Origin of the sequence: Rhizobacter sp. AJA081-3, assembly GCF_017795745.1 — a bacterium.
In the GTDB taxonomy this organism is placed as follows: domain Bacteria; phylum Pseudomonadota; class Gammaproteobacteria; order Burkholderiales; family Burkholderiaceae_C; genus Piscinibacter.
In genome coordinates this window covers 2,482,751-2,508,513 of record NZ_CP059067.1, presented here as the reverse complement: position 1 = coordinate 2,508,513, position 25,763 = coordinate 2,482,751, and the positions used below count along the sequence as shown (strand labels likewise).

27 protein-coding genes are annotated in these 25,763 nt (G+C 69.6%); 14 read left to right on the top strand and 13 right to left on the bottom strand.

Translation table 11 applies throughout. The features are described 5' to 3' along the window. Window positions 1–6 precede the first annotated feature (6 nt). Window positions 7–801 carry a ChaN family lipoprotein gene (locus tag HZ992_RS11975; RefSeq protein ID WP_209386854.1) on the bottom strand — a complete coding sequence of 265 codons (795 nt, stop codon included), beginning with the start codon at window positions 799–801 and terminating at the stop codon, window positions 7–9. Between the two features lie 38 nt (window positions 802–839). On the opposite strand from HZ992_RS11975, the gene HZ992_RS11970 reads away from it, so the two are divergent. Continuing rightward, window positions 840–1,373: a GNAT family N-acetyltransferase gene (locus tag HZ992_RS11970; protein WP_209386853.1), complete on the top strand. Its 534-nt coding sequence runs from the start codon at window positions 840–842 to the stop codon at window positions 1,371–1,373. Window positions 1,374–1,376: 3 nt separating this feature from the next. On the opposite strand, the gene HZ992_RS11965 is transcribed toward HZ992_RS11970, so the two are convergent. Together HZ992_RS11965 and HZ992_RS11960 are read right to left on the bottom strand one after the other, a co-directional pair. After that, window positions 1,377–2,495, bottom strand: a complete 1,119-nt coding sequence (locus tag HZ992_RS11965) for a YbdK family carboxylate-amine ligase (protein ID WP_209386852.1) — start codon at window positions 2,493–2,495, stop codon at window positions 1,377–1,379. An 83-nt stretch (window positions 2,496–2,578) separates the two neighbouring features. Then, window positions 2,579–3,841, bottom strand: coding sequence for a cation:proton antiporter (locus tag HZ992_RS11960; protein WP_209386851.1), 1,263 nt, complete (start codon window positions 3,839–3,841; stop codon window positions 2,579–2,581). A 114-nt stretch (window positions 3,842–3,955) separates the two neighbouring features. On the opposite strand from HZ992_RS11960, the gene HZ992_RS11955 reads away from it, so the two are divergent. Genes HZ992_RS11955 through dut form a run of 5 tightly spaced genes read left to right on the top strand, consistent with a single transcriptional unit; the run spans window position 3,956 to window position 8,120 of the window. Beyond that, a complete protein-coding gene (locus HZ992_RS11955) occupies window positions 3,956–4,489 on the top strand; it encodes a TlpA disulfide reductase family protein (RefSeq protein WP_209386850.1) in 534 nt (177 codons plus the stop codon). A 50-nt stretch (window positions 4,490–4,539) separates the two neighbouring features. After that, the gene (locus HZ992_RS11950) at window positions 4,540–5,646 is read left to right on the top strand and encodes a transglutaminase-like domain-containing protein (protein WP_209386849.1); all 1,107 of its coding nucleotides are present in this window, start codon (window positions 4,540–4,542) and stop codon (window positions 5,644–5,646) included. A 10-nt stretch (window positions 5,647–5,656) separates the two neighbouring features. Continuing rightward, complete coding sequence (gene lepB, locus HZ992_RS11945) at window positions 5,657–6,457, top strand: signal peptidase I (RefSeq protein ID WP_209386848.1); 801 nt, start codon at window positions 5,657–5,659, stop codon at window positions 6,455–6,457. Next, a complete protein-coding gene (coaBC, locus tag HZ992_RS11940) occupies window positions 6,442–7,674 on the top strand; it encodes a bifunctional phosphopantothenoylcysteine decarboxylase/phosphopantothenate--cysteine ligase CoaBC (protein ID WP_209386847.1) in 1,233 nt (410 codons plus the stop codon). Before lepB ends, coaBC begins: the two co-directional genes overlap by 16 nt. Next, complete coding sequence (gene dut, locus HZ992_RS11935) at window positions 7,671–8,120, top strand: dUTP diphosphatase (protein WP_209386846.1); 450 nt, start codon at window positions 7,671–7,673, stop codon at window positions 8,118–8,120. The genes coaBC and dut overlap by 4 nt, the downstream gene beginning before the upstream one ends. Before the next feature lie 27 nt (window positions 8,121–8,147). Here dut and HZ992_RS11930 read toward each other — a convergent pair whose 3' ends face one another. Next, window positions 8,148–8,669: an FKBP-type peptidyl-prolyl cis-trans isomerase gene (locus tag HZ992_RS11930; RefSeq protein WP_209386845.1), complete on the bottom strand. Its 522-nt coding sequence runs from the start codon at window positions 8,667–8,669 to the stop codon at window positions 8,148–8,150. A 36-nt stretch (window positions 8,670–8,705) separates the two neighbouring features. Here HZ992_RS11930 and HZ992_RS11925 point away from each other — a divergent pair, with 36 nt between their 5' ends. The 3 genes from HZ992_RS11925 (at window position 8,706) to HZ992_RS11915 (ending at window position 10,785) form a co-directional block, all read left to right on the top strand. After that, the gene (locus tag HZ992_RS11925) at window positions 8,706–9,842 is read left to right on the top strand and encodes a JmjC domain-containing protein (protein WP_371816825.1); all 1,137 of its coding nucleotides are present in this window, start codon (window positions 8,706–8,708) and stop codon (window positions 9,840–9,842) included. Beyond that, entirely contained in the window at window positions 9,839–10,333 is a 495-nt protein-coding gene (locus tag HZ992_RS11920) for a hypothetical protein (protein WP_209386843.1), read from the top strand. Before HZ992_RS11925 ends, HZ992_RS11920 begins: the two co-directional genes overlap by 4 nt. A gap of 146 nt (window positions 10,334–10,479) precedes the next feature. Further along, on the top strand, window positions 10,480–10,785 hold the full coding sequence (locus tag HZ992_RS11915) for a hypothetical protein (RefSeq protein WP_209386842.1): 306 nt from the start codon (window positions 10,480–10,482) through the stop codon (window positions 10,783–10,785). A 73-nt stretch (window positions 10,786–10,858) separates the two neighbouring features. Here HZ992_RS11915 and HZ992_RS11910 read toward each other — a convergent pair whose 3' ends face one another. The 6 genes from HZ992_RS11910 to HZ992_RS11890 form a co-directional block, all read right to left on the bottom strand. Continuing rightward, window positions 10,859–11,635 (bottom strand): MBL fold metallo-hydrolase, encoded by a 777-nt coding sequence (locus tag HZ992_RS11910; protein ID WP_209386841.1) that lies wholly within the window; start codon window positions 11,633–11,635, stop codon window positions 10,859–10,861. Window positions 11,636–11,649: 14 nt separating this feature from the next. Further along, window positions 11,650–12,771, bottom strand: a complete 1,122-nt coding sequence (gene bamC, locus HZ992_RS11905) for an NlpB/DapX family lipoprotein (RefSeq protein WP_245213489.1) — start codon at window positions 12,769–12,771, stop codon at window positions 11,650–11,652. An 88-nt stretch (window positions 12,772–12,859) separates the two neighbouring features. Then, complete coding sequence (gene dapA, locus HZ992_RS11900; protein WP_209386840.1) at window positions 12,860–13,741, bottom strand: 4-hydroxy-tetrahydrodipicolinate synthase; 882 nt, start codon at window positions 13,739–13,741, stop codon at window positions 12,860–12,862. A 54-nt stretch (window positions 13,742–13,795) separates the two neighbouring features. Continuing rightward, on the bottom strand, window positions 13,796–14,350 hold the full coding sequence (locus tag HZ992_RS11895; RefSeq protein ID WP_209386839.1) for a class I SAM-dependent methyltransferase: 555 nt from the start codon (window positions 14,348–14,350) through the stop codon (window positions 13,796–13,798). Next, window positions 14,350–14,472, bottom strand: a complete 123-nt coding sequence (locus HZ992_RS25975; RefSeq protein WP_256440737.1) for a hypothetical protein — start codon at window positions 14,470–14,472, stop codon at window positions 14,350–14,352. The genes HZ992_RS11895 and HZ992_RS25975 overlap by 1 nt, the downstream gene beginning before the upstream one ends. After that, window positions 14,469–15,689 carry an MFS transporter gene (locus tag HZ992_RS11890; protein ID WP_209386838.1) on the bottom strand — a complete coding sequence of 407 codons (1,221 nt, stop codon included), beginning with the start codon at window positions 15,687–15,689 and terminating at the stop codon, window positions 14,469–14,471. Before HZ992_RS11890 ends, HZ992_RS25975 begins: the two co-directional genes overlap by 4 nt. Window positions 15,690–15,746: 57 nt before the next feature. Between HZ992_RS11890 and HZ992_RS11885 the strand changes: the two genes are divergently transcribed. The 4 genes from HZ992_RS11885 to HZ992_RS11870 are packed head-to-tail and all read left to right on the top strand — an operon-like array spanning window position 15,747 to window position 20,629. After that, window positions 15,747–17,738, top strand: a complete 1,992-nt coding sequence (locus tag HZ992_RS11885; RefSeq protein ID WP_209386837.1) for a DNA topoisomerase IV subunit B — start codon at window positions 15,747–15,749, stop codon at window positions 17,736–17,738. Window positions 17,739–17,772: 34 nt separating this feature from the next. Beyond that, window positions 17,773–18,270 (top strand): GNAT family N-acetyltransferase, encoded by a 498-nt coding sequence (locus tag HZ992_RS11880; protein WP_209386836.1) that lies wholly within the window; start codon window positions 17,773–17,775, stop codon window positions 18,268–18,270. Window positions 18,271–18,275: 5 nt separating this feature from the next. Then, window positions 18,276–18,962 (top strand): lytic transglycosylase domain-containing protein, encoded by a 687-nt coding sequence (locus HZ992_RS11875; RefSeq protein WP_209387146.1) that lies wholly within the window; start codon window positions 18,276–18,278, stop codon window positions 18,960–18,962. A 44-nt stretch (window positions 18,963–19,006) separates the two neighbouring features. Next, the gene (locus HZ992_RS11870) at window positions 19,007–20,629 is read left to right on the top strand and encodes a long-chain-fatty-acid--CoA ligase (RefSeq protein ID WP_209386835.1); all 1,623 of its coding nucleotides are present in this window, start codon (window positions 19,007–19,009) and stop codon (window positions 20,627–20,629) included. Here the strand turns inward: HZ992_RS11870 and HZ992_RS11865 are convergent, their stop codons facing one another. Continuing rightward, the gene (locus tag HZ992_RS11865; RefSeq protein WP_209386834.1) at window positions 20,630–22,300 is read right to left on the bottom strand and encodes a formate--tetrahydrofolate ligase; all 1,671 of its coding nucleotides are present in this window, start codon (window positions 22,298–22,300) and stop codon (window positions 20,630–20,632) included. It abuts the gene before it with no gap. A gap of 155 nt (window positions 22,301–22,455) precedes the next feature. Here HZ992_RS11865 and parC point away from each other — a divergent pair, with 155 nt between their 5' ends. Then, on the top strand, window positions 22,456–24,765 hold the full coding sequence (parC, locus tag HZ992_RS11860) for a DNA topoisomerase IV subunit A (protein WP_209386833.1): 2,310 nt from the start codon (window positions 22,456–22,458) through the stop codon (window positions 24,763–24,765). Window positions 24,766–24,784: 19 nt separating this feature from the next. On the opposite strand, the gene HZ992_RS11855 is transcribed toward parC, so the two are convergent. Together HZ992_RS11855 and HZ992_RS11850 are read right to left on the bottom strand one after the other, a co-directional pair. Continuing rightward, on the bottom strand, window positions 24,785–25,249 hold the full coding sequence (locus HZ992_RS11855) for a disulfide bond formation protein B (protein ID WP_209386832.1): 465 nt from the start codon (window positions 25,247–25,249) through the stop codon (window positions 24,785–24,787). 11 nt (window positions 25,250–25,260) lie between these two features. Then, window positions 25,261–25,725 carry a RidA family protein gene (locus HZ992_RS11850; RefSeq protein WP_209386831.1) on the bottom strand — a complete coding sequence of 155 codons (465 nt, stop codon included), beginning with the start codon at window positions 25,723–25,725 and terminating at the stop codon, window positions 25,261–25,263. Window positions 25,726–25,763: the final 38 nt, after the last annotated feature.

Below are 25,763 nucleotides of genomic sequence, written 5' to 3'. Positions count from 1 at the left end.
CCGAATTCAGGACTTCACGGGTGGCTTGGCGAGCCGCTCGCGCAGCCCTTCGCAGGGGTCCGGCCGCGGCGTGAACTTCGCGCTGCGCAGCTCGTCGGCCGCCAGGCCGATCGAGGGGTCGCCGAAGATCACCACGTGAACGCTCGGTGCGCCATGGCGCAGCGCCAGGTGCAGCGGCACGCCGCGATCGCGCGACGCATGCTGCGCGCCGGTGAGCAGCAGCACGCGCTGGCCGGGCTTCAGCGCAGCGGCCACGGTGTCGGCCATGGCCTGGTCGCGGCCGATCTGGATGCGCACCATGCCCGGCTCCTGCGTCGCCGGCAGCATGCCGCAGTGTCCGTCGCGCACGGCGACCGCCAGGCGCTCGCGCACCGCAGCGTCGACCAGGCCGTCGCGGGCCGCGTCCCCCATGACCTCGCGCATCTTCGAACGCGGCAGGTTGCCACCGAGCACCGGCGCACCGGCGCGCACTGCGGCCATCACCACTCCCTCGTAGACCGGCCACTCCCAGCCCGACCAGGCGAGCGCGCCGCGCACGCTGGCGGCGTCGGCATCACGCGGCAGGCCGGCGGTGCTGCGGCCCTGTTCGGCCATCTCGATGACCAGCGCGGCGAGCTGGCCATCGGCCACCAAGCGGCGCAGTGCCTGCTCGGTCTGGCGCTGGTGATCGGGCTGGTCGTGCTGCTCGCCGAACACGATGATCTGCGCATCGGGCAGCGGCGGTATCGGCGGCATCGGTGTCGCGCAGGCGGACAGCAGGAGCGCGAGAACGGCGGCGCGGCCGAATCGGTGGGATGTCATGAGCCCAGCATACGATAGCGGCCCGAGGAGCACGCCCGATGACCATCACCGTCCGCCGCGCCACCCCCAGAGATGCCGCCGCCTACGCGCGGCTGATGTCGCACCCGTCGGTGTTCGGCAACCTGATGCAACTGCCGATGCCCAACGAGGAGCTGTGGCACGCGCGCCTGAGCGAGTCCACCGCGCCGGGCAAGCCCGACCTGCTGCTCAGCGCCGAGCTCGACGGCGAGGTGGTGGGCTCCAGCGGCCTGCACCCGGCCGGCCCGCAGCTGCGCCGGCGGCATGTGATGTTTCTCGGCATCTCGGTGGCGCCTTCGGCGCAGCGGCGCGGCGTGGGCAGCGCGCTGATGGCGGCGATGTGCGACTACGCCGACAACTGGGCCGGCGTGCTTCGCCTGGAGCTCAACGTCTATGTCGACAACGAGCCGGCGATCGCGCTGTACCGCAAGTTCGGTTTCGAGATCGAGGGCACGAACCGGGCCTTCGCGATGCGCGACGGCGCCTATGTCGACAGCCACGCGATGGCGCGCCTGCACCCGAATCCGCCGAGCCTGCCCGGCCAACGCCCCTAGGGCTCAGCCCGCACCCATCCAGCGCTGCGTCGCGGCCTCGACCACCGCCGAAAGCGGCTTGCCCGCGCTGCGCTGGGCGCGCAGCCACTGGGCATCGTTGCCGGCGAACAGGCTCTCTCGAATCAGGTTGCTGGCGTCCAGCGCCTGCAGGTCGAGCGCGTGTTCGTCGACCCGCGCCAGCGTGCGCAGGATGTCGTCGCGAAGCCGGGTGCGCTCTTTCGTCTTGGGGTCGACGATCTCGCCGTCCAGGCCGAAGCGGCAGGCCTGGAAGCGGTTGAAGGTGTAGACGAGGTAGTCGTCCTCGGCCGGTTCGAAGGGCTTCTGCTCGCGCAGGTAGCGGCAGATGCATTGCAGGTAGCAGGCCAGCGCGGCGGCCTTCTCGACCGTCAGCGGCGTGTCGCACACGCGCAGCTCGATGGTGCCGTACTCCGGCTTGGGCCGGATGTCCCAGTAGAAGTCCTTCATCGAGTTGACGACGCCGGTGCTGGTCATCTTGTCGAAGTACCTGCCGAACTCGTCCCACCCGAGGCAGAAGGGCGCGCGGCCGGACAGCGGGAAGGCGAACACCGAGTTCAGCCGCGCCGAGTCGAAGCCGGTGTCCACGCCCTGCACGAAGGGCGAGGAGGCCGACAGCGCGATGAAATGGGGAACGTAGCGGCTGAGCGCGTGCAGCAGCCACAGCGCGCGGTCGCCGTCCTCGCAGCCTACGTGCACGTGCTGGCCGAACACGGTGAACTGCTTGGCCAGGTAGCCGTACAGCTCGCTGATGTAGTGGAAGCGCTCGCCCGGGTAGATCTTCTGCTGGCTCCATTGCTGGTAGGCGTGCGTGCCGCCGCCGGCAATGCCGATGTTGAGCTTGCGCGCACCGCGGGAGAGCTGGTCGCGCAGGTCCTGCAGTTCGGCCAGCAGCACCGCATGCTGGCGCTGGATCGAGGTGCCGATCTCGATCATGCTGCGTGTGATCTCCGGCTTCACGTCCCAGGTGCCGGTGTGGTTCTTCAACACGCGCAGCAGGTCCTCGGCCTGCGGCGCGAGATCGAAGTCGTGCGTGCTGACGAGCTGCAGCTCGAGCTCGACGCCCAGCGTCAGCGCCTGCGAGGGGGTGAAGGACTGCAGGGACATGGCGTCAGCCGGCGCCGGGCCGCCCCAAGGCGGCTGAGCGCCCCCGCGGGGGGCAGGAGCGAAGCGAGGTGGGGGCGGTCATATCAGCCTTCGTTGGTCTCGTGCGCCAGATGGCGCAGCGCGAGCTGGGTCCAGATCGGGCCGGTCACCTGCATGAGCGTGGTGGCCAGCAGCAGGGCCTGAATGGTGGGCGTGTGCGCGCCGGGCAGGTGGGTGGTCCAGCCGAAGGTGTCGGCCGCGAGCAGCACGGCCAGGCTGCTCATCGGCTGCAGCGCCAGCGAGAGGCCGGCCGCCTGGTGCCAGCCCAGCCCGCTGCGGCGCGCCAGCACGCCGACCGCCAGCGCCGTGCCGAGCAGCCGCGCCAGCACGATCACCAGCACCCAAGGCCACAGCCGGCCGATGCCCTCGAGCGAGAACAGCAGGCCCAGGCAGATGAACAGTAGCACGTTGAGCACCGCCCCGGCCGAGCCCAGGTGAGGCTCCACCGTCAGGCCGTGCTTCATGCGCGCGCGTGCCGTCATGCCGGCCACCAGCAGGGCGAGCAGCGGCGACAGCGTCCACTGCGCGGCCAGCATGCTGGCGATGATGACCAGGGCGATCTGCAGCACCGGCATGGCCGGCGTACCGCGCACCAGCGGGCTCAGCCGGTCGAGCGCGAAGCCGCAGGCCACGCCGAGCAGGAAGGAGCCGCTGATGACGCGCAGTGCGCTGATCGAGGCGCGGGTGAACTCCTCGGTCGGCGAGTCGGCGTCGGAGGCGAGCATGATACGCAGCACCTTCAGGCCGATCACCGCTATCACCGCGTTGACGGCCGCCATCAAGAGCAGCCGCTCGGTGACCTGGCCGCGGGAGCGCGACTCATGAGTGACGGCCAGCACGATCACCGGCGAGGTCGACAGCGCCACGGTGCCTGCCACCGCCGCCGTGAGCCAGGGCGCGCCGAGCCACACCAGCGCGCCCATCACCAGCGCGCCGCACAGTGCCGACTGCAGCAGGCAGCTGGCGGCGAGCCAGCGGTTGTCGAGCAGCCAGCGCGGGCGGATGCGCGTGCCCAGCTCGAACAGCATGGCGCCGATGGCCAGGTCGATCAGCGGCTTCCAGGGGTCGAGCTCCAGGCCCTCGAACAAGCGCAGCATCACCGGCCCGGCGATCGCACCGGTGAGCATGTGGCCGCAGATGCGCGGGATGCGCCAGGTGCGGTGCAGCATCTCCGCGAGCAGCAGCGCCACCAGCATCAGCAGCGCCAGGCCGAGCACCGGGTCGGCGGCGCGCAGACCATCGAGTGTCCACAGCGGAGCCGACGCGGCGTGGGCGACGGCAGTGGCGGCGTTGGCTTGCGTCGGCATCAGGGTGCGCAATGTAGCCCAGCTTGGTGCATCCATGGTGACCATCGGTTCCCGCGGAAGGGTCGATGCCGCAGCGCGGCACGTGGGCATGCGGGCTGGTCCAGAATGCGCCGCATGACGTTTGCCAAGCCCATCGATCGGCGCGTGGCGCTGTGCGCGATGGCCGGTGCCATGCTGCTGCCTTCAGGTGCGGCGCGGGCCTCGTTCGAGCTGTTGCCGTGGCCGTCGTCTCGCGCGGTGCCACCGCTGTTGCTCACCGACCTGGACGGGCGGCCCTGGTCGCTGCAGGGCTTGCGTGGCCGGCCCGTGATGCTGAACTTCTGGGCCTCGTGGTGCGAGCCCTGCCGCGCCGAGATGCCCTCGCTGGACCTGATGGCGCTGAAGTACGAGCGAGACGGCCTGGCGGTGCTGACGGTCAACTTCAAGGACGGCGTGCAGACCGTGCGGCGCTTCCTCGACGCGGTGCCGCTGTCGCTGCCGGTGCTGATGGACCGCGATGGCGCGGTCGCCAAGGCCTGGGGCGTGAACGTGTTCCCGACCACGCTGCTGGTTTCGCGCCGGGGCGCCCCGGTGGGCATCGTGCGCGGCGAGGTCGAGTGGAACGGCGCCGACGGCAGGCGCCTGATCGAATCCCTCCTGGCGGTGTGATGAATAATGCGCAGCCGCCGCATGTCGTGAGCGTTGTAAGGACGAAAAGCATGAACCATCCCACTCGACGTGACTTTCTCGGTGCCGCTGCGGCCACAGCCGCGGCCGGTCTTTTGCCGTCGGCCGCCCAGGCCCAGGAGCGCCGTTTCGCGCCCGAGCCCGGCGCCTGGCGCAGCTTCGAATTCACCACGCGCATCGAGCTGATCAAGCCGGCCGGCGCGGCGCGGGCCTGGTTGCCGATCCCCTCGATCGACACCGAGTACCAGCGATCGCTGGACAACGACTGGACGGGCAATGCCGCCGTCACCCGCGTCGTGGCCGACAGTCACTACGGTGCGAAGATGCTCTACGCCGAGTTCCCCGCAGGCAGCGCCGCGCCGGTGCTTCAGCTCACCAGCCGCGTGCAGACGCGCAGCCGCGCCACCGACTGGTCGCGCAAGGTGGCGGTGCAGGAAGACCCGGCCACGCTGAAAGCCTGGACCGCGGCCACCGACCTGATGCCCACCGACGGCATCGTGCGCCAGACCGCGATGGACGCCACCAAGGGCGCGAAGACCGACCTCGACAAGGTGCAGCGCCTGTACGACTGGGTGGTGGCCAACACGCACCGCGAGCCGAAGGTGCGCGGCTGCGGCGTGGGCGACATCAAGGCCATGCTCGAGACCGGCAACATGGGCGGCAAGTGCGGTGACATCAACGCGCTGTTCGTCGGCCTGTGCCGCTCTGTCGGCGTGCCCGCGCGCGACGTGTACGGCATCCGCCTGGTGCCCTCGGCCTTCGGCTACCGCGAACTCGGCGGCAACCCGGCCAAGCTGCAAGGGGCGCAACATTGCCGCGCCGAGGTGTTCCTGGCCTCTCACGGCTGGGTGGCGATGGACCCGGCCGACGTCGGCAAGGTCATGCGCCTGGAGACCACGGAGTGGATCAAGGACGTCAACCACCCGGTGGTGGCGCCGGTGAAGAAAGCCCTGTTCGGCGGCTGGGAAGGCAACTGGATGGCCTTCAACACCGCGCACGACGTGGCGCTGCCGGGCTCGACCGTCGGCGACAAGCTCGGCTTCCTGATGTACCCGCAGGCCGAGAGCGCGCAGGGTCGCTACGACGCACTCGACCCTGACAACTTCAAGTACACCATCACGGCACGCGAGATCGCCTGAGCGGCAGCGCATGCTGATCGGTTTCTCGATCAACGAGGGCCTGTTCCTGGCCACGCTGGCCACGGGCGCCTGCTGGGTGGCCTGGCGGCTGCGCCTGCGCCGGCTCGGCAGCGTGCCGGTGAAGAAGCCCTGGTGGGTGCACTTCGGCGCTGAGCTGTTCGTCGTGGTCGCGCTGATGTTCACCTGCCGCGTGGCGGTGGCCGATTGGCCGAAGGTGCCGACGGGCTCAATGGAGCCGACGCTGCGGGTGGGCGACTACCTGCTCGTCAACCACTTCGCCTACGGCCCGCGGCTGCCGTTCACGAACACGGCGATCGAGCTCGGGCAGCCGCAGCGCGGCGACGTGGTGGTGTTCCGCTTTCCGCCGGACGTCTCGCAGTTCTACGTGAAGCGGCTGGTCGGCCTGCCCGGCGATGTGGTGCGCTTCGAGAACGGCGTGGTCAGCCTCGGCGAGGCACCGGCGCAGGTGCAGCTGCTCGGCGAGGGTGTCGAGCCCGGCACCGCTGAAGAAGACCGCGGCCAGTGGCTGCTGCGCGAGACGCTCGAAGGCCGCAGCCACGCGATCAAGGTGAACCCGTTCGTGCAGGGTCGCATGCCGCTGGAGGCGCTGGCCTCGCACTGCAGCGTTCAGCGCGCCGGTGCCTGGCGCTGCGTGGTGCCGGCCGGCCACTACCTGATGCTGGGCGACAACCGCGACAACTCGATGGACTCGCGGATCTGGGGCTTCCTTCCGCACGAGCAGGTCTACGGCAAGGCGGTGCGTGTGCTCTTCAACTTCTCCGACCGATCGCGCGCATGGACACCCCTGTGACCCCGAACGGCGCGCTCGCCGGCCGGCACATCGTGCTTGGCCTGTCGGGCGGCATCGCCTGCTACAAGGCGGCCGAGCTGACGCGCGCACTGGTCAAGGCGGGTGCCACGGTGCAGGTGGTGATGACGGCCGCGGCCGAGCAGTTCATCACCGCGGTGACGCTGCAGGCCTTGTCGAACCGGCCCGTGTACGCGAGCCAGTGGGACCCGCGCGCGCCGAACAACATGGCGCACATCAACCTGACGCGGGAGGCCGATGCGGTGCTGGTCGCCCCTGCCAGCGCCGACTTCGTCGCCAAGCTGCTGCACGGCCGCGCCGACGACCTGCTCAGCCTGCTGTGCCTGGCCCGGCCGATCGAACGCTGCCCGCTGCTGGTGGCGCCGGCGATGAACCGCGAGATGTGGGCGCACCCGGCCACGCAGCGCAACTTCGCGCAGCTGCGCGCCGACGGCGCCAGCGTGCTCGGCCCAGCCGCCGGCGACCAGGCCTGCGGCGAGATCGGCGACGGCCGCATGCTCGAGCCGGACGAATTGCTCGACGAGCTGATCGCCTTCTTCCAGCCCAAGGCCCTGCTCGGCAAGAAGTTGCTGATCACCGCCGGCCCGACCTTCGAGCCGATCGACCCGGTGCGCGGCATCACCAACCTGTCCAGCGGCAAGATGGGCTTCGCGATCGCGCGCGCCGCAGCCGACGCGGGAGCCGAGGTCACGCTGGTGGCCGGCCCGGTGCACCTGGCCACGCCGCGCCGCGTGAAGCGCATCGACGTGCGCACCGCGCAGCAGATGTACGACGCGGTGCTGCCGGCCGCGCCGCGCCACGATGTCTTCATCGCCACCGCCGCGGTGGCCGACTGGCGCCCGGCGACGCTGGCCGAGCAGAAGATCAAGAAGAACGGCAGCAAGGTGGTGCCGAGCTTCGAACTCACCGAGAACGCGGACATCCTGGCCGCTGTGGCCAAGCTGCCCGATCGCCCCTACTGCGTCGGCTTTGCGGCCGAGAGCCACGACCTGCTCAAGCACGCGCGCGAGAAGCTGACGCGCAAGAACGTGCCGCTGATCGTCGGCAACCTCGGCCCGGCCACTTTCGGCCAGGACGACAACGCGCTGACCCTCGTCGACGCGAACGGCCACCGCGAGCTGCCGCGTGCCGACAAGCTCACCCTGGCGCGTGCGCTCGTCGCCGAGATCGCCGCGCGCCTCAGCCCCGAATCCACATGACCACGATCGACCTGAAGGTGCTCGACCCGCGCATGGCCGAGCAGATCCCCTCGTATGCCACGCCGGGCAGTGCCGGCCTGGACCTGCGTGCCTGCCTCGATGCGCCGCTGGTGCTGGCGCCCGGACAGACGCAGCTGATTCCCACCGGGCTGTCCATCCACATCGGCGACCCTGGCCTGGCGGCGATGATCCTGCCGCGCTCGGGCCTGGGCCACAAGCACGGCATCGTGCTGGGCAACCTGGTCGGCCTGATCGACTCCGATTACCAGGGCCCGCTGATGGTCAGCTGCTGGAACCGCGGCAGCACCGAGTTCACCGTGCAGCCGATGGAGCGCATCGCGCAGCTCGTCATCGTGCCGGTGGTGCAGGCGGCGTTCCGCCGTGTCGACGAGTTCGGCGCTTCGCAGCGCGGCGAGGGCGGCTTCGGCTCGACCGGCAAGCACTGACGCGCAGCTTCGCCGCCGCTGCAGCGCTCAGTGCAGCGGCGTGTCCGGCGGCGCGGTGTTGAGCACCGTGAACGCCGAAGAGCCGACGCTGCCGGCCTCGATCTCGTCTTCGGTGGCTTCACGCACGTCGCGCACCACCAGGTTCAGCCGCAGCGCGATGCCGGCCAGCGGGTGGTTGCCGTCGAGCACCACATGCTCGGGGTAGACCTCGGTGACGGTGTAGATCGCTTCCTGCGGCATGTCCGGCGTCGCGGCGCCGGGCGGCGGGCCGTCGAACTGCATGCCGATCTCGATGCCCTCAGGCATGACCGCGCGCGACTCGAAGAACACCAGCGAAGAGTCGTAGTCGCCGAACGCATGTTCGGGTTCGAGGTGCAGTTCGGCAGCGAAGCCGGTGGTCTGGTCGAGCAGGGCTTCCTCGACCTTCTCCAGCAGGTCGTTGCCGCCGAAGAAGAACTCCAGCGGATCGGCCAGTTCGTCGATCAGGTTGCCTAGGGTGTCTTGCAGGCGCCAGGTCAGGGTGACGACGCAGGGGGACGTGATGAGCATGCGCAAGATGATCGCACAATCGCTCCCATGAACCCGATCGACATCGACGCCGCGACACCCCTCCTGGGCGGCCTGACGCCCGCCACCTTCATGCGCCGCCACTGGCAGAAGAAGCCGCTGCTGGTGCGGCAGGCCGTGCCGATGGCGCAGCCCTTCGTCGGCCGCGCCGAGCTGTTCGCGCTGGCCGCGGGCGAGGGCGTGGAATCTCGCCTCATCGTGCGACACGGCAAGGACTGGTCGCTGCGCCACGGGCCTTTCGCGCGACGCGCTTTGCCGCCGCTGGCGCAGCCGCAGTGGAGCCTGCTCGTGCAGGGCATGGACCTGCACCTGGACCGCGCCCGGGACATGATCGAGCGCTTTCGCTTCGTGCCCGATGCGCGGCTGGACGACGTGATGGTCTCGTATGCCACCGACGGCGGCGGCGTCGGCCCGCACTTCGATTCCTACGACGTGTTCCTGCTGCAGATCCACGGCAGGCGCCGCTGGCGCATCGGGCGGCTGCCCCGGCCCGAACTGCAGCCCGACGTGCCGCTGAAGATCCTCACCAACTTCGTCGCCGAGCAGGAGTGGCTGCTGGAGCCCGGAGACATGCTCTACCTGCCGCCGCGCTGGGCTCACGACGGCATCGCCGAAGGCGAGTGCATGACCTGCTCGATCGGCTTCCGCTCGGCCGGCGCGCGCGAACTCGGCCGCGAACTGCTGCAGCGCGCGCTCGACAGCGATGAAGATGAAGCCGGTGATGCGATCTACCGCGATCCGGCGCAGGCGGCGACCACCGCGCCCGGGCGCATCCCGGAGGCATTGCATGCCTTCGGCCTGGACGCCATGCGCGCCTGGCTGGAGCAGCAGGGTGGTTTCGATCTCGCACTCGGTGAAGTGCTCAGCGAGCCCAAACCGGGCGTGTGGTTCGACGCGGGCGCGCCGCTACCGAGCGGCTGCGCGGTGCGGCTCGATCGCCGCACCCGCATGATCTACGACAGGCGGCATGTCTTCATCAACGGCGAGGCATTCCGGGCCGGCGGGCGCGATGCGACACTGATGCGGCGCCTGGCCGACCGCCGTACGCTCGATGCCGGTCGCCTGGACTCGCTGAGCGACGATGCCCGTGAGCTTCTCGACCAGTGGGCCCGGGCCGGCTGGTTGCACGCCGACGACGAAGGAGGATCGCGATGAACCAGGACGAACCGACCCGCGCGCCGATCGAGTCGCGCGGCAACTTCCATGATGCCGTGCGCGGCGCCTTCGCCGAGGCGGCGCTGGTGGGTTGCCGCGAGATCCTGCTGATCGACGATGACTTCGCCGATTGGCCGATCAGCGAGCGCGAAGTGATCGATGACCTGACGCATTGGGTCCAGGCCCATCGCAGCTTTACCGTGGTCGCACGGAACTTCGACGAGATCGCGCGGCGCCACGCGCGCTGGGTGGTCTGGCGACGCCAGTTCGCCCATGTGGTGCATTGCCGCACCAACAACGACCTCGAAGCGGGGCAGATGCCCACCATCCTGCTGGCGCCAGGCCTTCTTTCGGTGCGCTTGTTCGACCGGGTGCACTACCGTGGCATCGCATCTCGCGAGATCGCCGACGCGGTGCAGTGGCGCGAAGCGATTGATGCGGTTTTGCAACGTTCGGAGGAGGCGTTTCCAGCGACTACCTTGGGCCTCTAGGGACTTCCCTAATGCTGGCTATAATGATGGGCTTGGTCATAAGGGGAGGCTCGAGTCTCCCGGGCCATGCTGGATGGGCCTCTGTCGATCGGAGGGATCCCACAATTACTGGTAATTGTTCGACTCTTTGATTTGAGGATACAAGTATGAAGAAGACCGTTCTGCTGGCTTCCCTGGTTGCCGCTTTCGCCCTCGCCGCTTGCGGCAAGAAGGAAGAAGCCGCTGCTCCCGCCGCCGCCCCCGCTGCCGCAGTGACCGCTCCGGTCGCCGCTGCCGCTTCGGCCGTGGTTGACGCTGCCGCTTCGGGCGCCGCCGGTGCCAACGCCGCCGTCGCTGGTGCCGCTTCGCAAGCCGCTGCTGCGGTGACCGACGCTGCCTCCGCCGCTGCCGGCAAGGCTGCCGACGCCGTCAAGGACGCCGCCAACAAGGCTGCCGACGCTGTCAAGAAGTAATCGGTTTCGTACCGAGTTGCTTCCGGAAGGCCGCCGCAAGGCGGCCTTCTGCATTGGTGGGTGGGATTCGCGCTCAGCGAATGCTCAGCCACCCGAAGCCCGCCGCCGGATCCGCCACGACGATCTCGTCGGGCGCGGCGCCACAGGCCGGGGCGAGCGCCGCGCGGGCCTGCTCGGGGCTGTTGTTCTGCTCGCTCAGGTGCGCGGCCACGAGATGCTGGAGCCCGCCGTGGGCCGATTGCGCGAGGATCTGCGCCGCGGTGTCGTTGGACAAGTGGCCCAACCGGCCGCCGATGCGTGCCTTGAGCGAGGCCGGGTAGCGTGACTGCGCGAGCATCTGCGTGTCATGGTTGCACTCCAGCAGCAGCGCCTGGCAACCCTGCAGGTGCGCAAGCAGGTGCGGCGTGATCGAGCCGGCATCGGTGAGCACGCCCAGGTGCGCGGCACCGTCACCACAGCGCAACTGCAGCGGTTCCATCGCGTCGTGCGGCACGGTGTACGGCGTGAGCTCCAGCCGGCCCACCGCAATGGCCTCGCCATCGCGTGCGAAGTGCAGCAAGCCGTCTGCTTCGGGGGCGCCGATGGCTCGCCATGTGCCGCGGCTCATCCACAGCGCAATGCCATGGCGCCGTGCCAGCGTGACGGCGCAGCCGATGTGGTCGCCGTGTTCGTGGGTGATGAAGATCGCGTCGAGCTCGTCGCAGCGCAGGCCGGCGCGCGCCAGCCTCAACTCGAACTCGCGCAGCGAGAAACCGCAATCGATGGCGACGCGGCTGACGCCGCTGCCGTCGCGCGCTTCGACGACGGTGGCGTTGCCGCCGCTGCCGCTGCCGAGGCTGCAGAAGCGCATCGGCAGCGCCGTGCCTACTTCAGCTCGTCGAGCAGCAGCTTGACGATGCGCTGGCCGGCCTCGCCCGGTTCCGGCGCGCCCTGCGCGTTCTGTACCGCGACGTTGGCTCGCTCGCCCTCGGCCTTGACCTGGATGCGATAGCGCACCGGGCCGACCGCGTCGTCCTTGCCGCCGAACAGCTTGGCGAAGAAGCCCGGTTCGGCCTTGCCCACTTCCTTCGGATCGACGTAGCGCACGAAGTACAGGCCCTGCGTGCGATCGCGGTCCTCCACGGTGAAGCCGCTGCGGTCCAGCGCCAGGCCGACACGGCGCCAGGCGCGGTCGAAGCTGTCGTCGACCTGCAGCGTGGCGCCCGGCTGGTTGGCGAGCACGCGGGCGCGCGCGTTCGGGACCGGCGCCGAGGCGACAGTCGCCTTGGCGGCCTCTTCGGCGACGCCCAGGCGGGCCATCAGGCGCGCGAGGAAGGTGGCCTCGAGCTGCGGATCGGCCGGCCGCGGCTGCCAGACGGTGGAGTCCTTCTGCGTGTTGACGTAGACCTCTTCCACGCCGCGATGGCTGATGTAGACCTCGGTGCCGTTGGTCGTGCGCTCGACACGGGTGCGGAACTTGTCGCGCTCGCCGGTCGAGTAGAAGGAATCGATCACCTTGCCCAGCGTGTTGCGAACGATGTCCTGCGGCAGCTTGGCGCGGTTCTCGTTCCACTCGGTCTCCATCACGCCGGTGGCCGCCTGGTCGATCACGAGCGTGAAGCCGCTGTCCTTCCAGAAGGCCTGCAGGCGCGGCCAGAGTTGCTCGGGCGTCAGCGGTGTCACCAGCCAGCGCTGGTTGCCCTGGCGCTCGATGCGTACCTCGCCGATCTGTGTCGGAGCCACTGTGGCGGCGGTCTGCACGGCGGCGGGCGACGAGGCGCCGGACTGGAAGGTCGCCGCGCTGATGGCGCCTCCGGTGGGCAGGTAGCGCGAGTCGCGCGCGAGCTGGGTCAGGTCGGGCGGCACTTCGAGCCCCGGCGTCTTGGTGCCGGAACTGCGGTAGTCGATCTTGTCGCCGGCGACCAGGTTCTCGATCGACGAGCAGCCGCCGAGCGCGAGGGCCAGGGACAGGGCGAGGCCGCGCAGCGGAAGGTGGACAGAAGGCAGGGTCACGGGGACGTCTCCGAGGGTGGCCGTGGCAGGGCAGGATGCCTGCGCGGCGCCGGTGTTCAAGGGAAGCAAGAGGCAGCCGGTGTCACAGCAGGCCGGCGTCGCGCAGGGCCTGTTCGACCTGCGTCTGGCCCGCCGCGGTCAGCGGCGTGATCGGCAGGCGCAGACCGCCGCCGATCAGGCCCAGGCGCTGCATGGCCCATTTGGTGGGCGCCGGGCTGGACTCGCAGAACAGGCTCTTGTGCAGCGGCAGCAAGCGCATCTGGATCGCGGCGGCATCGCGCGTCTGGCCGGCCATGGCGGCCATGCACAGCTCGTGCATCGCCTTGGGCGCCACGTTGGCGGTGACGCTCACGTTGCCGTGGCCGCCGAGCAGCATCAGCGCCACGGCGGTACCGTCATCACCGGAGTAGATCGAGAAGCCCTTGGGCGCCTGCCTGATCAGCCACTGCGCGCGCTCGATGTTGCCGGTGGCTTCCTTGATGCCGATCACGCCGGGCACCTGCGCCAGGCGCAGCACGGTGTCGTGCTGCATGTCTGCGACGGTGCGGCCCGGTACGTTGTAAAGCACCATCGGGATGTCGGCCGCTTCGGCGATCGCCTTGAAGTGCTGGTAGATGCCTTCCTGCGAAGGCTTGTTGTAGTAGGGCACGACCGACAGCGTGCAGTCGGCGCCGACCTTCTTGGCGAAGCGCGACAGCTCGATCGCCTCGCGCGTGGAATTGCCGCCGGTGCCGGCCATGATCGGCACGCGGCCCTTGGCGTGCTCGACCGACACGCGGATGATCTCGCAGTGCTCGTCGACCGAGACCGTGGGCGACTCGCCGGTCGTGCCGACCACGCCGACGCAATCGGTGCCTTCGGCGATGTGCCAGTCGATCAGCCGGCGCAGCGCGGGGTAGTCGACGCTGCCGTCATCGTGCATCGGCGTCACGAGCGCGACGATGCTGCCAACAATGGGTTTCATGGGACGATCCTTCGAATCGCGCGATTTTAGCCGGGCGGGGCGGGCGGCCCCTGCTTACAGCGGGTAGCGGGCCGCAACGGCGGATGTCGGCGCCTCGTTGATGGCGCACAGTCGCTGCACGAAACGCTCGGGCGCGGCGAGGAAACCATCCTCGTAGCCGAGCACGCGCAGCCCCTGCGCCGCCTGCAGCAGCTCGCCGGGGCGCAGCAGGAAAGCCGGGTTCGAGGGCTTGCCCACGGTCTCGTTGCCCAGCGCGAAGGTTTCGTAGATCAGCACGCCGCCGGGCGCGACGCTGGCCACCAGGGTGGGCAGCAGCGCACGCCACAGGTAGTTCGTCACCACCACCGCATCGAACTGCCGGCCCGGCCAGGGCCAGGGGCCGTTCTCGATGTCGGCGACGAGCAGTTCGCCCAAACCCTGCAGCGATGCGATCGCGACGGCGTCGCGATCCACGCCGGTGACGCGGTTGCCGCGCTGCGCGAACCAGCGCAGGTGCCGGCCCGAGCCGCAGGCCACGTCGAGCACGCTGGCGCCGGCCGGGACCAGCGCCGACCAGCGCTGCACCCAGGGCGAGACGGCCGTGCCGGCATGGGCGGGGTGCGGCGTCATCAGAAGCAGGCCCACAGCTGGTTGGCCAGCGTCATCACCAGGTCCGGCCGCAGGTAGGCGGCGAACACCAGCAGCAGCGCCGCGCCCGCAGCGGCATAGGCCAGGGCCGGCCGCAGCTTCATGCGGCGGCCGGCACGAGCGGCCGCTCGATGGCGCGCTCCTTCACCGGCAGATTGATCAGCGCGGCGAACACGCCCAGCGCCACCGCGATCCACCAGACCACGTCGTAGCTGCCGGTGCTGTCGTAGAGCTTGCCGCCCAGCCACACGCCGAGGAAGCTGCCGATCTGGTGGCTCAGGAACACGAAGCCGCCGAGCATCGACAGGTACTGAACGCCGAAGATCTGCGCCACCACCGCGTTGGTGGGCGGCACGGTGGACAGCCACAGCACGCCCATCACCGACGCGAAGACGTAGACGCTCCAGGGCGTCAGCGGCACGCTGAGGAAGACCACGATGGCCACCGAGCGCAGCGCGTAGATGGCCGACAGGATGTACTTCTTGGGCATGCGCTGGCCCAGCGAGCCCGCGGCATAGGTGCCCACGACGTTGAACAGGCCGATCAGCGCCAGCGCGGTGGTGGCCACGTCGGGCGTGAGTCCCTTGTCTTTCAGGTAGCTCGGCATGTGCACGCCGATGAACACGACCTGGAAGCCGCACACGAAATAGCCCGCCATCAGCAGCCGGAAACTCGGGTAGCCGAAGGCTTCGCGCAGCGCCGCGCCGACGCTCTGCTGGTGGCCAGTGGCCGCCGCACGCTCGGGCTCGCGAAGGCCGAAGGCCAGCGGCATGATCGCCAGCGCCAGGCAGCCGAGCATGAACAGCGCCGATTGCCAGCCGAAGCTGCCGATCAGCCAGTTCTCCACCGGCACCATCAGGAACTGGCCGAAGGAGCCGGCGGCGGCGGCCACGCCCATCGCCCAGCTGCGCTTCGAGGCGTCGACATTGCGGCCGATCACGCCGTAGACGATCGCGTAGGTGGTGCCTGATTGCGCCATGCCCAGCAGCAGGCCGGCGCTGCCGGTGAAGGCCAGACCCGAGGTCGACACTGCCATCAACACGAGGCCCAGCGCATAGAGCAGGCTGCCGACGATCAACACGCGGAAGGCGCCGAATCGATCCGCCAGGCCGCCGGCGAGTGGCCCAGCCAGACCCCAGGCGAGGTTCTGCACCGCCAGCGCAAAGGCGAAGGTCTCGCGAGTCCAGCCGCGTTCCATCGTGATCGGCTGCAGCCACAGACCGAAGCCGTGGCGGATGCCCATCGACAGCGTGACGATGGCGGCGCCGCACAGCAGCACCTGGGTCATGGAAAGGCGGGCAGGTGCGGCAGGCGAGGACATCCGGGCACTCTAGCGGAAGCGCCGGGGGCCTGCAGGCGGCGCCTAGAATCCGCCGCCATGGCAACCAAAGGCAAGACTCCGGGCGAGTACGGCGAAGCGTCGATCCGCGTGCTCAAGGGCCTCGAGCCCGTCAAGCAGCGGCCGGGCATGTACACGCGCACCGACAACCCGCTGCACATCGTCCAGGAAGTGATCGACAACGCGGCCGACGAGGCGCTCGCCGGCCACGGCAAGCGCATCGACGTGATCCTGCACGCCGACGGCTCGGTGAGCGTCGAGGACGACGGCCGCGGCATCCCCATCGGATTGCATCCGGAAGAGCAGGTGCCGGTGGTCGAGATCGTCTACACGCGTCTGCACGCCGGCGGCAAGTTCGACAAGGGCAGCGGCGGCGCCTACAGCTTCTCGGGCGGCCTGCACGGCGTGGGCGTGAGCGTGACCAACGCGCTGTCGAAGCGGCTCGAGGTCACGGTCTACCGCGAGGGCCAGGTCGCCACGATCGTGTTCTCCGGCGGCGACGTGATCGAGCCGCTGAAGACGCGCAGGGCGGCCGCGGGTGACCGCAAGTCCGGCACCAGCGTGCGCGCCTGGCCCGATGCGAAGTACTTCGAGAGTGCCGAGCTGCCGAAGAACGAGCTGATGCACCTGCTGCGCAGCAAGGCGGTGCTGATGCCCGGCGTGACGGTGTCGCTCTCTATCGAGAAGTCCGGCCGAAGTGAACAAGAGCGGCTGCAGTGGCTCTACAAGGGCGGCCTGCGCGACTACCTGATGCAGACGCTGACCGCCGACCCGGTGATCCCGCTGTTCGAGGGCGAGCACTATGCCGACGGAGGCGAGACCGAGAACTTCGCCGAGGGCGAGGGCGCAGCCTGGTGCGTGGCCTTCACCGAAGACGGCAACGTCATGCGCGAGAGCTACGTCAACCTGATCCCGACCTCGGCCGGCGGCACGCACGAGTCGGGCCTGAAGGACGGCCTGTTCGGCGCGATCAAGGGCTTCATCGACCTGCACTCGCTGCTGCCCAAGGGCGTGAAGCTGATGCCCGAGGACGTGTTTTCGCGCGCCAGCTTCGTGCTCTCGGCCAAGGTGCTGGATCCGCAGTTCCAGGGCCAGATCAAGGAGCGGCTGAACTCGCGCGACGCGCTGCGGCTGGTCTCGACCTACGTGAAGCCGGCGCTGGAGCTGTGGCTGAACCAGCATGTGGATCTCGGCAAGAAGCTCGCCGAGCTGGTGATCCGCCAGGCGCAGACGCGCCAACGCGCCAGCCAGAAAGTCGAGAAGCGCAAGGGCTCCGGCGTGGCCGTGCTGCCCGGCAAGCTCACCGATTGCGAGAGCCGCGACCTGAACCTCAACGAACTCTTCCTCGTCGAGGGCGACTCGGCCGGCGGCAGCGCGAAGATGGGCCGCAACAAGGAGACGCAGGCGATCCTGCCGCTGCGCGGCAAGGTGCTCAACGCCTGGGAGGTCGAGCGCGACCGCCTGTTCGCCAACAACGAGATCCACGACATCGCCGTGGCCATCGGCGTCGACCCGCACGGCCCCGAAGACACGCCCGACCTCAGCGGGCTGCGCTACGGCAAGATCTGCATCCTCAGCGACGCCGACGTCGACGGCTCGCACATCCAGGTGTTGTTGCTCACGCTGTTCTTCCGCCACTTCCCGAAGCTGATCGAGCACGGCCACATCCATGTGGCGAAGCCGCCGCTGTTCCGCGTCGACGCGCTGGCGCGCGGCAAGAAGCCGGCGGCGAAGATCTACGCGCTCGACGAGGGCGAGCTCACCGCGGCGCTCGACAAGCTGCGCAAGGAAGGCGCGCGCGAGAATTCCTGGAGCATCAGCCGCTTCAAGGGCCTGGGCGAGATGAACGCCGAGCAGCTGTGGGACACCACGCTGAACCCCGACACGCGCCGCCTGCTGCAGGTGAGCTTTGGCGCGCATGGCTTCGCCGCCACCGTCGAAGCGCTGACCAAGCTGATGGGCAAGGGCGAGGCGCAGGCGCGCCGCGAGCTGATGGAACTGCGCGGCGACGACGTCGAGGTCGACGTGTGAAGGCGCCCGAGTGAACCTCAGGCTTCGACCGACGATGCTGTCGGACCTGGACTTCGTCATCTCGGTCGAGCAGGACACGTCGAACCGGCCGTTCATCACGCCCTGGGAGCGCACGCAGCACGAAGGCGCGGTGCGCTTCCCCGACTTCCGCCACTTCATCGTCGAGACCGACCCCGACTACGAGCGCGCCGGCTTCATCATCCTGCAGGGCTGCCGCAACCCGCACCACTCGGTGGAGCTCAAGCGCATCGTGCTGCTGCCGGAGGACCAGGGCCACGGCCTCGGCCGCGCCTGCGTCCGCCTGCTGGCGCAGATGGCCTTCCGCGACCTCGGCGCCCACCGCTTCTGGCTCGACGTGAAATCGAAGAACGAGCGCGCGCTGGCGCTGTACCGCAGCGAGGGCTTCGTCGAGGAAGGCCGGCTGCGCGACAGTGTGCGCAGCGGCGAGGGCTACGACTCGCTGATCGTCATGTCGCTGCTCGAGCCCGAGCATGCGGCGCTCGTGCGAGCGCGGGGGCAGGGGGGCGCGTGAAGGCGATGCTGGCGGGCCTGGTACTGGCCGCCAGCCTCGGCGGCGCGGCGCGTGCGGAGCTCTGGGCCTTCGTCGATGGCGCGGGCGTGGCGCACGTGGCGCCGACGCAGCTCGACTCGCGCTACCGCCGCGTGCTCGGCGATGCGCCGGGCGGCAACGGCGCCGAGCAGGTACCGGGCAAGACCGACCGCACCGACAGCCTGCTGCTGTGGCTGGAGATCGCGCCGGAGGTGAAGGCGCTGCGACCCGTGCTGCGCGAAGCCGCCGAGGCCCACGGCGTGGACGAGGAACTGCTCAAGGCGGTGATCGCCGTCGAATCCGGGTTCAACGCGAAGGCCGTGTCACCGCGCGGCGCCGTCGGGCTGATGCAGATCACACCCGTCACGGCCGACCGCTATGCCACGCCCGCCGAGCTGAAACAGCCGGCGGCAACGCGGCTGCTCGACCCGCGCATCAACGTGCACACGGGCACGCGCATGCTCGCCGATCTGACGCGCCGCTACGGCGACATCGAGGTGGCCCTGGCCGCCTGGAATGCCGGCGAGACGGCGGTGCGCCGCCATGGCGGCAAGCTGCCTCCGATCGACGAGACGCGTGCCCATGTGCAGCTGGTACTGGAGCTGTACTGGGCGCTGTTGCAGGACCGCCAGTCGCGCCGCGCCACCGGCATGCAGATGCAGCCGGCGCGCTGAGATCGCCTCAGGACGAAGACCACAACGACGACAGGAGACAGACCATGCGCTCGACGATGATGGACGTGCCGCTCTCGCTGAATCACCTGCTCGACCGGGCCGGGCACATCTTCGGCGGCGGCACGATCGTCTCGCGCCTGCCGGACAAATCGCTGCGGCAACACAGTTATGCGCAGTACCACCGCCGCACGCGGGCGCTCGCCGCCGCGCTCACCGCCCTCGGCCTTCGGCCCGGCGAGCGCGTGGCCACGCTGTGCTGGAACCACCATGCCCATCTGGAGGCCTACTTCGGCATCCCGGCGGCGGGCGGCGTGATGCACACGCTGAATCTGCGCCTGGCGCCGGCTGAGATCGGCTGGATCGCCGCCGACGCGAAGGACCGCTTCCTCATCGTCGACGACATCCTGCTGCCGCTGTACCGGCAGTTCGCCGAACTGCACAAGTTCGAGCGCGTCATCGTCTTTCCGTTCTCCGGTGCGCCGGTGCCCGAGGGCTTCGACGACTACGAGCGCCTGCTCTCGCAGGCCGATGCTGACGGCTTCCAGTACGCGCCGCACGACGAGAACGACCCGGTGGCCATGTGCTACACCTCCGGCACGACCGGCCGCCCCAAGGGCGTGGCCTATTCGCACCGCTCGACGATCCTGCACACGCTGGTCGGTTGCCTGGCCGACTTCTGGGGCCTGAAGGGCACCGACGTGCTGATGCCGGTGACGCCGATGTTCCACGCCAACAGCTGGGGAATCCCGTATGCCGCCGTGATGATGGGCGTGAAGCTGGTCTTCCCGGGGCCGCACCTGCACCCCGACGACCTGCTCGACCTGATGCAGCTCGAACCGCCGACAATCTCGCTGGGCGTGCCGACGATCTGGCTCGGCCTCATCCAGGCCTTCGAGCGCGGCCTCGCCGAGCAGCCCGGCCGCTGGAAGCTGCCGCAGGGCATGCGCTCGCTGGTGGGCGGCGCGGCGGTGCCGGAATCGCTGATCCGCGCCTTCGACAAGCACGGCGTGTGGCTGCTGCAGGGCTGGGGCATGACCGAGACCTCGCCGCTGGCCACCGTGTCCTACCCGCGCGCCGAACTCGGTGCGGTCGGGGCCGACGAACGTTATCGCCGTGCCGCGATGGCCGGCGTGCCGGTGCCGCTGGTCGACGTGCGCATCCGCGCCGAGGATGGCAGCGATGCGCCGCACGACGGCAAGACCATGGGCGAGATCCAGGTGCGCGGCCCCTTCATCACCGGCTCGTACCACGAGGTGCCCGTCGCTGAAGACAAGTTCACGAAGGACGGCTGGCTGCGCACCGGCGACGTGGCGACGATGGACGAACTGGCCTTCGTGCGCATCACCGATCGCACCAAGGACCTGATCAAGTCCGGCGGCGAATGGATCAGCTCGGTGGATCTGGAGAACGCACTGATGGCGCACCCGGCGGTGGCCGAGGCGGCAGTGATCGCGATCCCTGACGAGAAGTGGAGCGAGCGGCCGCTGGCCTGCGTCGCCTTCAAGCCGGGGCAGGCGGCCGACGCGGCCGCGCTGTCGGCGCACCTGCTCAAGCACGGCTTCGCCAAGTGGCAACTGCCCGAGCGCTACGAGACCATCGACGCCGTGCCGCGCACCTCGACCGGCAAGTTCTGGAAACTCAAGCTGCGCGAGCGCTTCCCGCGTTGATCACGACAAGCCGCTGATCTGCCCCTGGGCATCGATGTCGATCAGCTCCGCCGCCGGCACCTTCGGCAGGCCCGGCATGGTCATGATGTCGCCGCAGACCATCACCACGAACTCCGCGCCGGCCGCCAGGCGCACCTCGCGGATGTCGAGCACGTGGCCGCTGGGCGCGCCGCGCAGGGCGGCGTTGGTCGAGAAGCTCATCTGCGTCTTGGCGATGCACACCGGGAAGTGTCCGTAGCCGTCGGCCTGCAGCTTTTCGATGCGCTCCTTCACCGCGGCCGAAGCGCTGATGCCGGCGGCGCCGTAGACCTTGGTGGCGATGGCCTCGACCTTCTGCCACAGCGGCAGCGACTCCTCGTAGACGAACTTGAACTGGCTCGGCTTCTCGCAGGCCTGCACGACGCGCCGGGCGAGCTCCTCGGCGCCGGCGCCGCCCTCGGCCCAGTGCTTGGCCACCACGGCGGTGCCGCCCAGCGCCTCGACGCGGCGCGTCAGCAACTCGATCTCGGCAGGCGTGTCGTGCGAGCGGTGGTTGATCGCCACCACGCAGGGCAGGCCATAGACCTCCTGCACGTTGCGCAGGTGGCGCTCCAGGTTGGGCAGGCCGCGTTCGAGCGCAGCCACGTCCTCCTTGGACACGTCGGCCACCGCCATGCCGCCGTGGTACTTGAGCGCACGCGCCGTCGCCACCAGCACTGCCGCCGAGGGGCGCAGCCCGGTCTTGCGGCACTTGATGTCGATGAACTTCTCGGCGCCCAGGTCAGCGCCGAAGCCGGCCTCGGTGACCACGTAGTCGCCCAGCTTCAGCGCGGCGCGCGTGGCAATGGCGGTGTTGCAGCCATGCGCGATGTTGGCGAAGGGCCCGCCGTGCACGAAGGCCGGGTTGTTCTCCAGTGTCTGCACCAGGTTCGGCGAGATCGCGTCCTTCAGCAGCGCGGCCATCGAGCCGTGCGCCTTGAGTTGTGCGGCGGTGATCGGACGGCGCTGGGAATCCTCGCCGACGACGATGCGCGCCAGCCGCTCCTTCAGGTCGGCCAGGCTGGTGGCCAGGCAGAGGATGGCCATGATCTCGGAGGCGACGACGATGTCGAAGCCGCTCTCGCGCGGCATGCCGTTGCCCGGGCCGCCCAGGCCGATGACGTTGTCGCGCAGTGCGCGGTCGTTCATGTCCATCACCCGCTTCCAGGTGATGCGGCGCAGGTCGAAGCCCAGCGCATTGCCGTGGTGGATGTGGTTGTCGATCAGCGCCGACAGCAGGTTGTGGGCGAGCGCGATGGCCGCGAAGTCGCCGGTGAAGTGCAGGTTGATCTGCTCCATCGGCACCACCTGCGCGAAGCCGCCGCCGGCCGCGCCGCCCTTCATGCCGAACACCGGGCCGAGCGAGGGCTCGCGCAGGCAGATGATGGCCCGCTTGCCGATGCGGTTGAGCGCGTCGCCCAGGCCCACGGTGGTGGTGGTCTTGCCTTCGCCGGCCGGCGTGGGCGAGATCGCCGTCACCAGCACCAGCTTGCCGTCGGGGCGGCCGGCCAGCGTGTCCAGCCAGGGCTGCGCCACCTTGCCGATGTGGCGCCCGCGCGGGTCCAGCGATTCCTCGGGGATGCCCAGCGCCTCGCTGATGGCGTGGATGGGCTTCAGGCGCGCACTCTGCGCGATCTCGATGTCCGACTGCATGGGGCTCCCTGGGTACGGCGAGGTTTGGCGCGCATGGTAACGAATGCCCAGGCGGTTCCCGACTGGGGCGACCCCGCGTTTGGGCGAGAATGCCGCCCTTCGGTCCTGCCCGGCGCCCGCCGCGCCCTGGAGCGGCCGGACTTTTCCTCCCGAGCATGAACGACCTCTTCGATCCTCCCCCTCCCGCCGAAGGCGATGCCATCGCGCTGTCGCTCTACGCCGAACAGGCGTACCTGGAATACGCCCTGAGCGTGGTCAAGGGCCGCGCGCTGCCCGACGTGTGCGACGGCCAGAAGCCGGTGCAGCGCCGCATCCTCTACGCGATGGAGCGCATGGGCCTGGCCTTCACCACGGCCAGCGGGCCGAAGGCGGTGAAGAGTGCGCGCGTGGTCGGCGACGTGCTCGGCCGCTTCCACCCGCACGGCGACCAGGCTGCCTACGACGCGCTGGTGCGCATGGCGCAGGATTTCAGCCAGCGTTACCCGCTGATCGACGGCCAGGGCAACTTCGGCTCGCGCGACGGCGACGGCGCCGCAGCGATGCGCTACACGGAAGCGCGCCTGGCGCCGATCTCGCGCCTGCTGCTCGACGAGATCGACGAGGGCACGGTCGATTTCATCCCCAACTACGACGGCTCGACGCAGGAGCCGCGGCTGCTGCCGGCGCGGCTGCCCTTCGTGCTGCTCAACGGCGCCAGTGGCATCGCCGTGGGCCTGGCCACCGAGGTGCCCAGCCACAACCTGCGCGAGGTGGCGGCTGCCGCGGTGGCGCTGCTGAAGAACGAGAAGCTTTCCGACGACGAACTCGCCGCGCTGATCCCCGGCCCGGACTTCCCCGGCGGCGGCCAGATCATCAGCAGCGCCGACGACATCCGCGCCGCCTACGCCGGCGGCCGCGGCAGCCTGAAGGTGCGCGCGCGCTGGAAGATCGAGGACCTGGCGCGCGGCCAGTGGCAGCTGGTCGTCAACGAACTGCCGCCGGGGGCCAGCTCGCAGAAGGTGCTCGAGGAGATCGAGGAGCTCACCAATCCGAAGGTCAAGGCCGGCAAGAAGACGCTGTCGACCGAACAGACGCAGCTCAAGACCACGATGCTGTCGGTGCTCGACGCCGTTCGCGACGAGTCGAGCAAGGACGCAGCGGTGCGCCTGGTGTTCGAGCCGAAGACACGCACGGTCGACCAGCAGGAACTGATCAACGTGCTGCTGGCGCACACCAGCCTGGAGAGCTCGTCGTCGATCAACCTGACGATGATCGGCGCCGACGGCCGGCCGACGCAGAAGAGCCTGCGCCAGATGCTGGTCGAGTGGCTCGCCTTCCGCCAGGCCACGGTGCAGCGGCGCACCCAGCACCGCCTGGCCAAGGTGCTCGACCGCGTGCACATCCTCGAAGGCCGGCAGCAGGTGCTGCTGAACATCGACGAGGTGATCCGCATCATCCGCAACGCCGACGAGCCCAAGCCGGCGCTGATCGAGCGCTTCCGGCTCAGCGACCGGCAGGCCGAGGACATTCTCGAGATCCGCCTGCGCCAGCTGGCGCGGCTCGAGGCCATCAAGATCGAGCAGGAGCTCAAGGAACTGCGCACCGAGCAGGGCAAGCTGGAAGACATCCTGGGCAGCCCGGCGAGCCTGAAGCGCACGGTGGTCAAGGAGATCGAGGCCGACGCCAAGCAGTTCGGCGATGCGCGCCGCACGCTGATCCAGGAAGAGCGCAAGGCGGTCGCCGAGGTGAAGGTGATCGACGAGCCGGTGACGGTGGTGGTCAGCCTGAAGGGCTGGGTGCGCGCGCTCAAGGGCCACGAGATCGACGCGGCCACGCTGGCCTTCAAGGCAGGCGACGGCCTGTACGGCTGCTTCCCCTGCCGCTCGGTGGACAGCCTGATCGTGTTCGGCAGCAACGGCCGCGTCTATTCGACGGCGGTGGCCGGCCTGCCCGGCGGGCGCGGCGATGGCCAGCCGATCACCACGCTGATCGAGCTGGAGACCGGCACGCAGCCGTCGCACTACTTCGCCGGGCCTGCGACGCAGACGCTGCTGCTCGCCGGGACCGGCGGCTTCGGCCTGCTGGCCCGCCTGGGCGACCTGGTGGCGCGCCAGAAGGGCGGCAAGAGCTTCCTCAGCTTCGAAGCCGACGAGAAGCCGCTGCCGCCCACGCCGGCCGACGGTGCCACGCAGGTGGCCTGCCTGTCGCTGGCCGGCCGGCTGCTGACCTTCGGCATCGACGAGCTGAAGCTGCAGCCCAACGGCGGCCGCGGCCTCACGCTGATGGACCTCGACGCGAAGGACGCGCTGGTCAGCGTCGCCGCCTTCACGCAATCGCTGCAGGTGCTGGGCATCGCGCTGCGCGGCGGCAAGCCGCGCGACGAGACGCTCAAGGGTGCCGGGCTGAACGCCTATGCCGGCAAGCGGGCGCGCAAGGGCAAGGCGGTCGAGGGGATGAAGGCGCAGCGGGTGGTGCCCGCCGCCTGAGCAGGCTGCAAGCGGCGGGTCAGCGGCGGCTCAAGGCGTAGGTGGCCGCCACCGCCACGATGACGAAGAAGCCGAGGCTCCAGAACTCGTAGGGAACGTGCAGCATGTCCACGGCCGCGTCGACGCAACTGGCCTTCACCTCGAACATCGCGGGCAGCGCCTTGTCCAGGCCGAGCCCGCTGATGATCTTGTCGGCCATCGTGAGGTTGCAGGACGAGGACTTGGCCGCAACGAAGTGCTGGTACAGCGCAGTCACGATGCCCGCCAGCGCGAAGGCGACCGCGCCGACGACGAACACCGCGCGCCCAGGCACGAAGGCCCCGGCCAGCAGCAGCAGCGCGATCACCAGAAAGATGATGCGCTGCAGGATGCACCAGGGGCAGGGCTGCATGTCGAACACATGCTGCGACACCAGCGCCACGCCGACCAGCGCGAAGCACAGCAGCGACAGCGCCAGCAGGGCGCCTCGTTGGGTGAGTCTCATCGGTCCGAGCCTCAGGCCACCTGGGCGATCAGCTCGATCTCGACGCAGGCCCCCAGCGGGATCTGCGCCACGCCAAAGGCGCTGCGCGCATGCGCGCCCTTGTCGCCGAACACCGCGCCGAGCAGCTCGGAGCAGCCATTGGTGACCAGGTGCTGCTCGGTGAAGCTGCCGGTGCTGTTCACCAGGCTCATCACCTTGACGATGCGCTCGACCTGGTTCAGGTCGCCCACCGCGGCGTGCAGCGTGCCGAGCAGGTCGATGGCGATCGCGCGTGCGGCCTGCGCGCCGGTGGCGGTGTCCATGTCGCGGCCGAGCTGGCCGACCCAGGGCTTGCCGTCGCGCTTGGCGATGTGGCCGGAGATGAAGACCAGGTTGCCGGTGCGTACGAAGGGCACGTAGGCGGCGGCCGGCACGGCCACTGGCGGCAGCGTGATGCCCATCGAAGCGAGACGGTCGTAGACGGAAGTGGTGGACATGGCGGTCGGTGCTCGGAAGACAGGGCGCAAATCCTACA

Bases quoted from the DNA above. Each gene is read 5' to 3' on its own strand.
- HZ992_RS11975 (WP_209386854.1), bottom strand. From the start codon at position 801: ATGACATCCCACCGATTCGGCCGCGCCGCCGTTCTCGCGCTCCTGCTG.
- HZ992_RS11970 (WP_209386853.1), top strand. From the start codon at position 840: ATGACCATCACCGTCCGCCGCGCCACCCCCAGAGATGCCGCCGCCTAC.
- HZ992_RS11965 (WP_209386852.1), bottom strand. From the start codon at position 2,495: ATGTCCCTGCAGTCCTTCACCCCCTCGCAGGCGCTGACGCTGGGCGTC.
- HZ992_RS11960 (WP_209386851.1), bottom strand. From the start codon at position 3,841: ATGCCGACGCAAGCCAACGCCGCCACTGCCGTCGCCCACGCCGCGTCG.
- HZ992_RS11955 (WP_209386850.1), top strand. From the start codon at position 3,956: ATGACGTTTGCCAAGCCCATCGATCGGCGCGTGGCGCTGTGCGCGATG.
- HZ992_RS11950 (WP_209386849.1), top strand. From the start codon at position 4,540: ATGAACCATCCCACTCGACGTGACTTTCTCGGTGCCGCTGCGGCCACA.
- lepB (WP_209386848.1), top strand. From the start codon at position 5,657: ATGCTGATCGGTTTCTCGATCAACGAGGGCCTGTTCCTGGCCACGCTG.
- coaBC (WP_209386847.1), top strand. From the start codon at position 6,442: ATGGACACCCCTGTGACCCCGAACGGCGCGCTCGCCGGCCGGCACATC.
- dut (WP_209386846.1), top strand. From the start codon at position 7,671: ATGACCACGATCGACCTGAAGGTGCTCGACCCGCGCATGGCCGAGCAG.
- HZ992_RS11930 (WP_209386845.1), bottom strand. From the start codon at position 8,669: ATGCTCATCACGTCCCCCTGCGTCGTCACCCTGACCTGGCGCCTGCAA.
- HZ992_RS11920 (WP_209386843.1), top strand. From the start codon at position 9,839: ATGAACCAGGACGAACCGACCCGCGCGCCGATCGAGTCGCGCGGCAAC.
- HZ992_RS11915 (WP_209386842.1), top strand. From the start codon at position 10,480: ATGAAGAAGACCGTTCTGCTGGCTTCCCTGGTTGCCGCTTTCGCCCTC.
- HZ992_RS11910 (WP_209386841.1), bottom strand. From the start codon at position 11,635: ATGCGCTTCTGCAGCCTCGGCAGCGGCAGCGGCGGCAACGCCACCGTC.
- dapA (WP_209386840.1), bottom strand. From the start codon at position 13,741: ATGAAACCCATTGTTGGCAGCATCGTCGCGCTCGTGACGCCGATGCAC.
- HZ992_RS11895 (WP_209386839.1), bottom strand. From the start codon at position 14,350: ATGACGCCGCACCCCGCCCATGCCGGCACGGCCGTCTCGCCCTGGGTG.
- HZ992_RS25975 (WP_256440737.1), bottom strand. From the start codon at position 14,472: ATGAAGCTGCGGCCGGCCCTGGCCTATGCCGCTGCGGGCGCGGCGCTG.
- HZ992_RS11890 (WP_209386838.1), bottom strand. From the start codon at position 15,689: ATGTCCTCGCCTGCCGCACCTGCCCGCCTTTCCATGACCCAGGTGCTG.
- HZ992_RS11885 (WP_209386837.1), top strand. From the start codon at position 15,747: ATGGCAACCAAAGGCAAGACTCCGGGCGAGTACGGCGAAGCGTCGATC.
- HZ992_RS11880 (WP_209386836.1), top strand. From the start codon at position 17,773: ATGCTGTCGGACCTGGACTTCGTCATCTCGGTCGAGCAGGACACGTCG.
- HZ992_RS11875 (WP_209387146.1), top strand. From the start codon at position 18,276: ATGCTGGCGGGCCTGGTACTGGCCGCCAGCCTCGGCGGCGCGGCGCGT.
- HZ992_RS11870 (WP_209386835.1), top strand. From the start codon at position 19,007: ATGCGCTCGACGATGATGGACGTGCCGCTCTCGCTGAATCACCTGCTC.
- HZ992_RS11865 (WP_209386834.1), bottom strand. From the start codon at position 22,300: ATGCAGTCGGACATCGAGATCGCGCAGAGTGCGCGCCTGAAGCCCATC.
- parC (WP_209386833.1), top strand. From the start codon at position 22,456: ATGAACGACCTCTTCGATCCTCCCCCTCCCGCCGAAGGCGATGCCATC.
- HZ992_RS11855 (WP_209386832.1), bottom strand. From the start codon at position 25,249: ATGAGACTCACCCAACGAGGCGCCCTGCTGGCGCTGTCGCTGCTGTGC.
- HZ992_RS11850 (WP_209386831.1), bottom strand. From the start codon at position 25,725: ATGTCCACCACTTCCGTCTACGACCGTCTCGCTTCGATGGGCATCACG.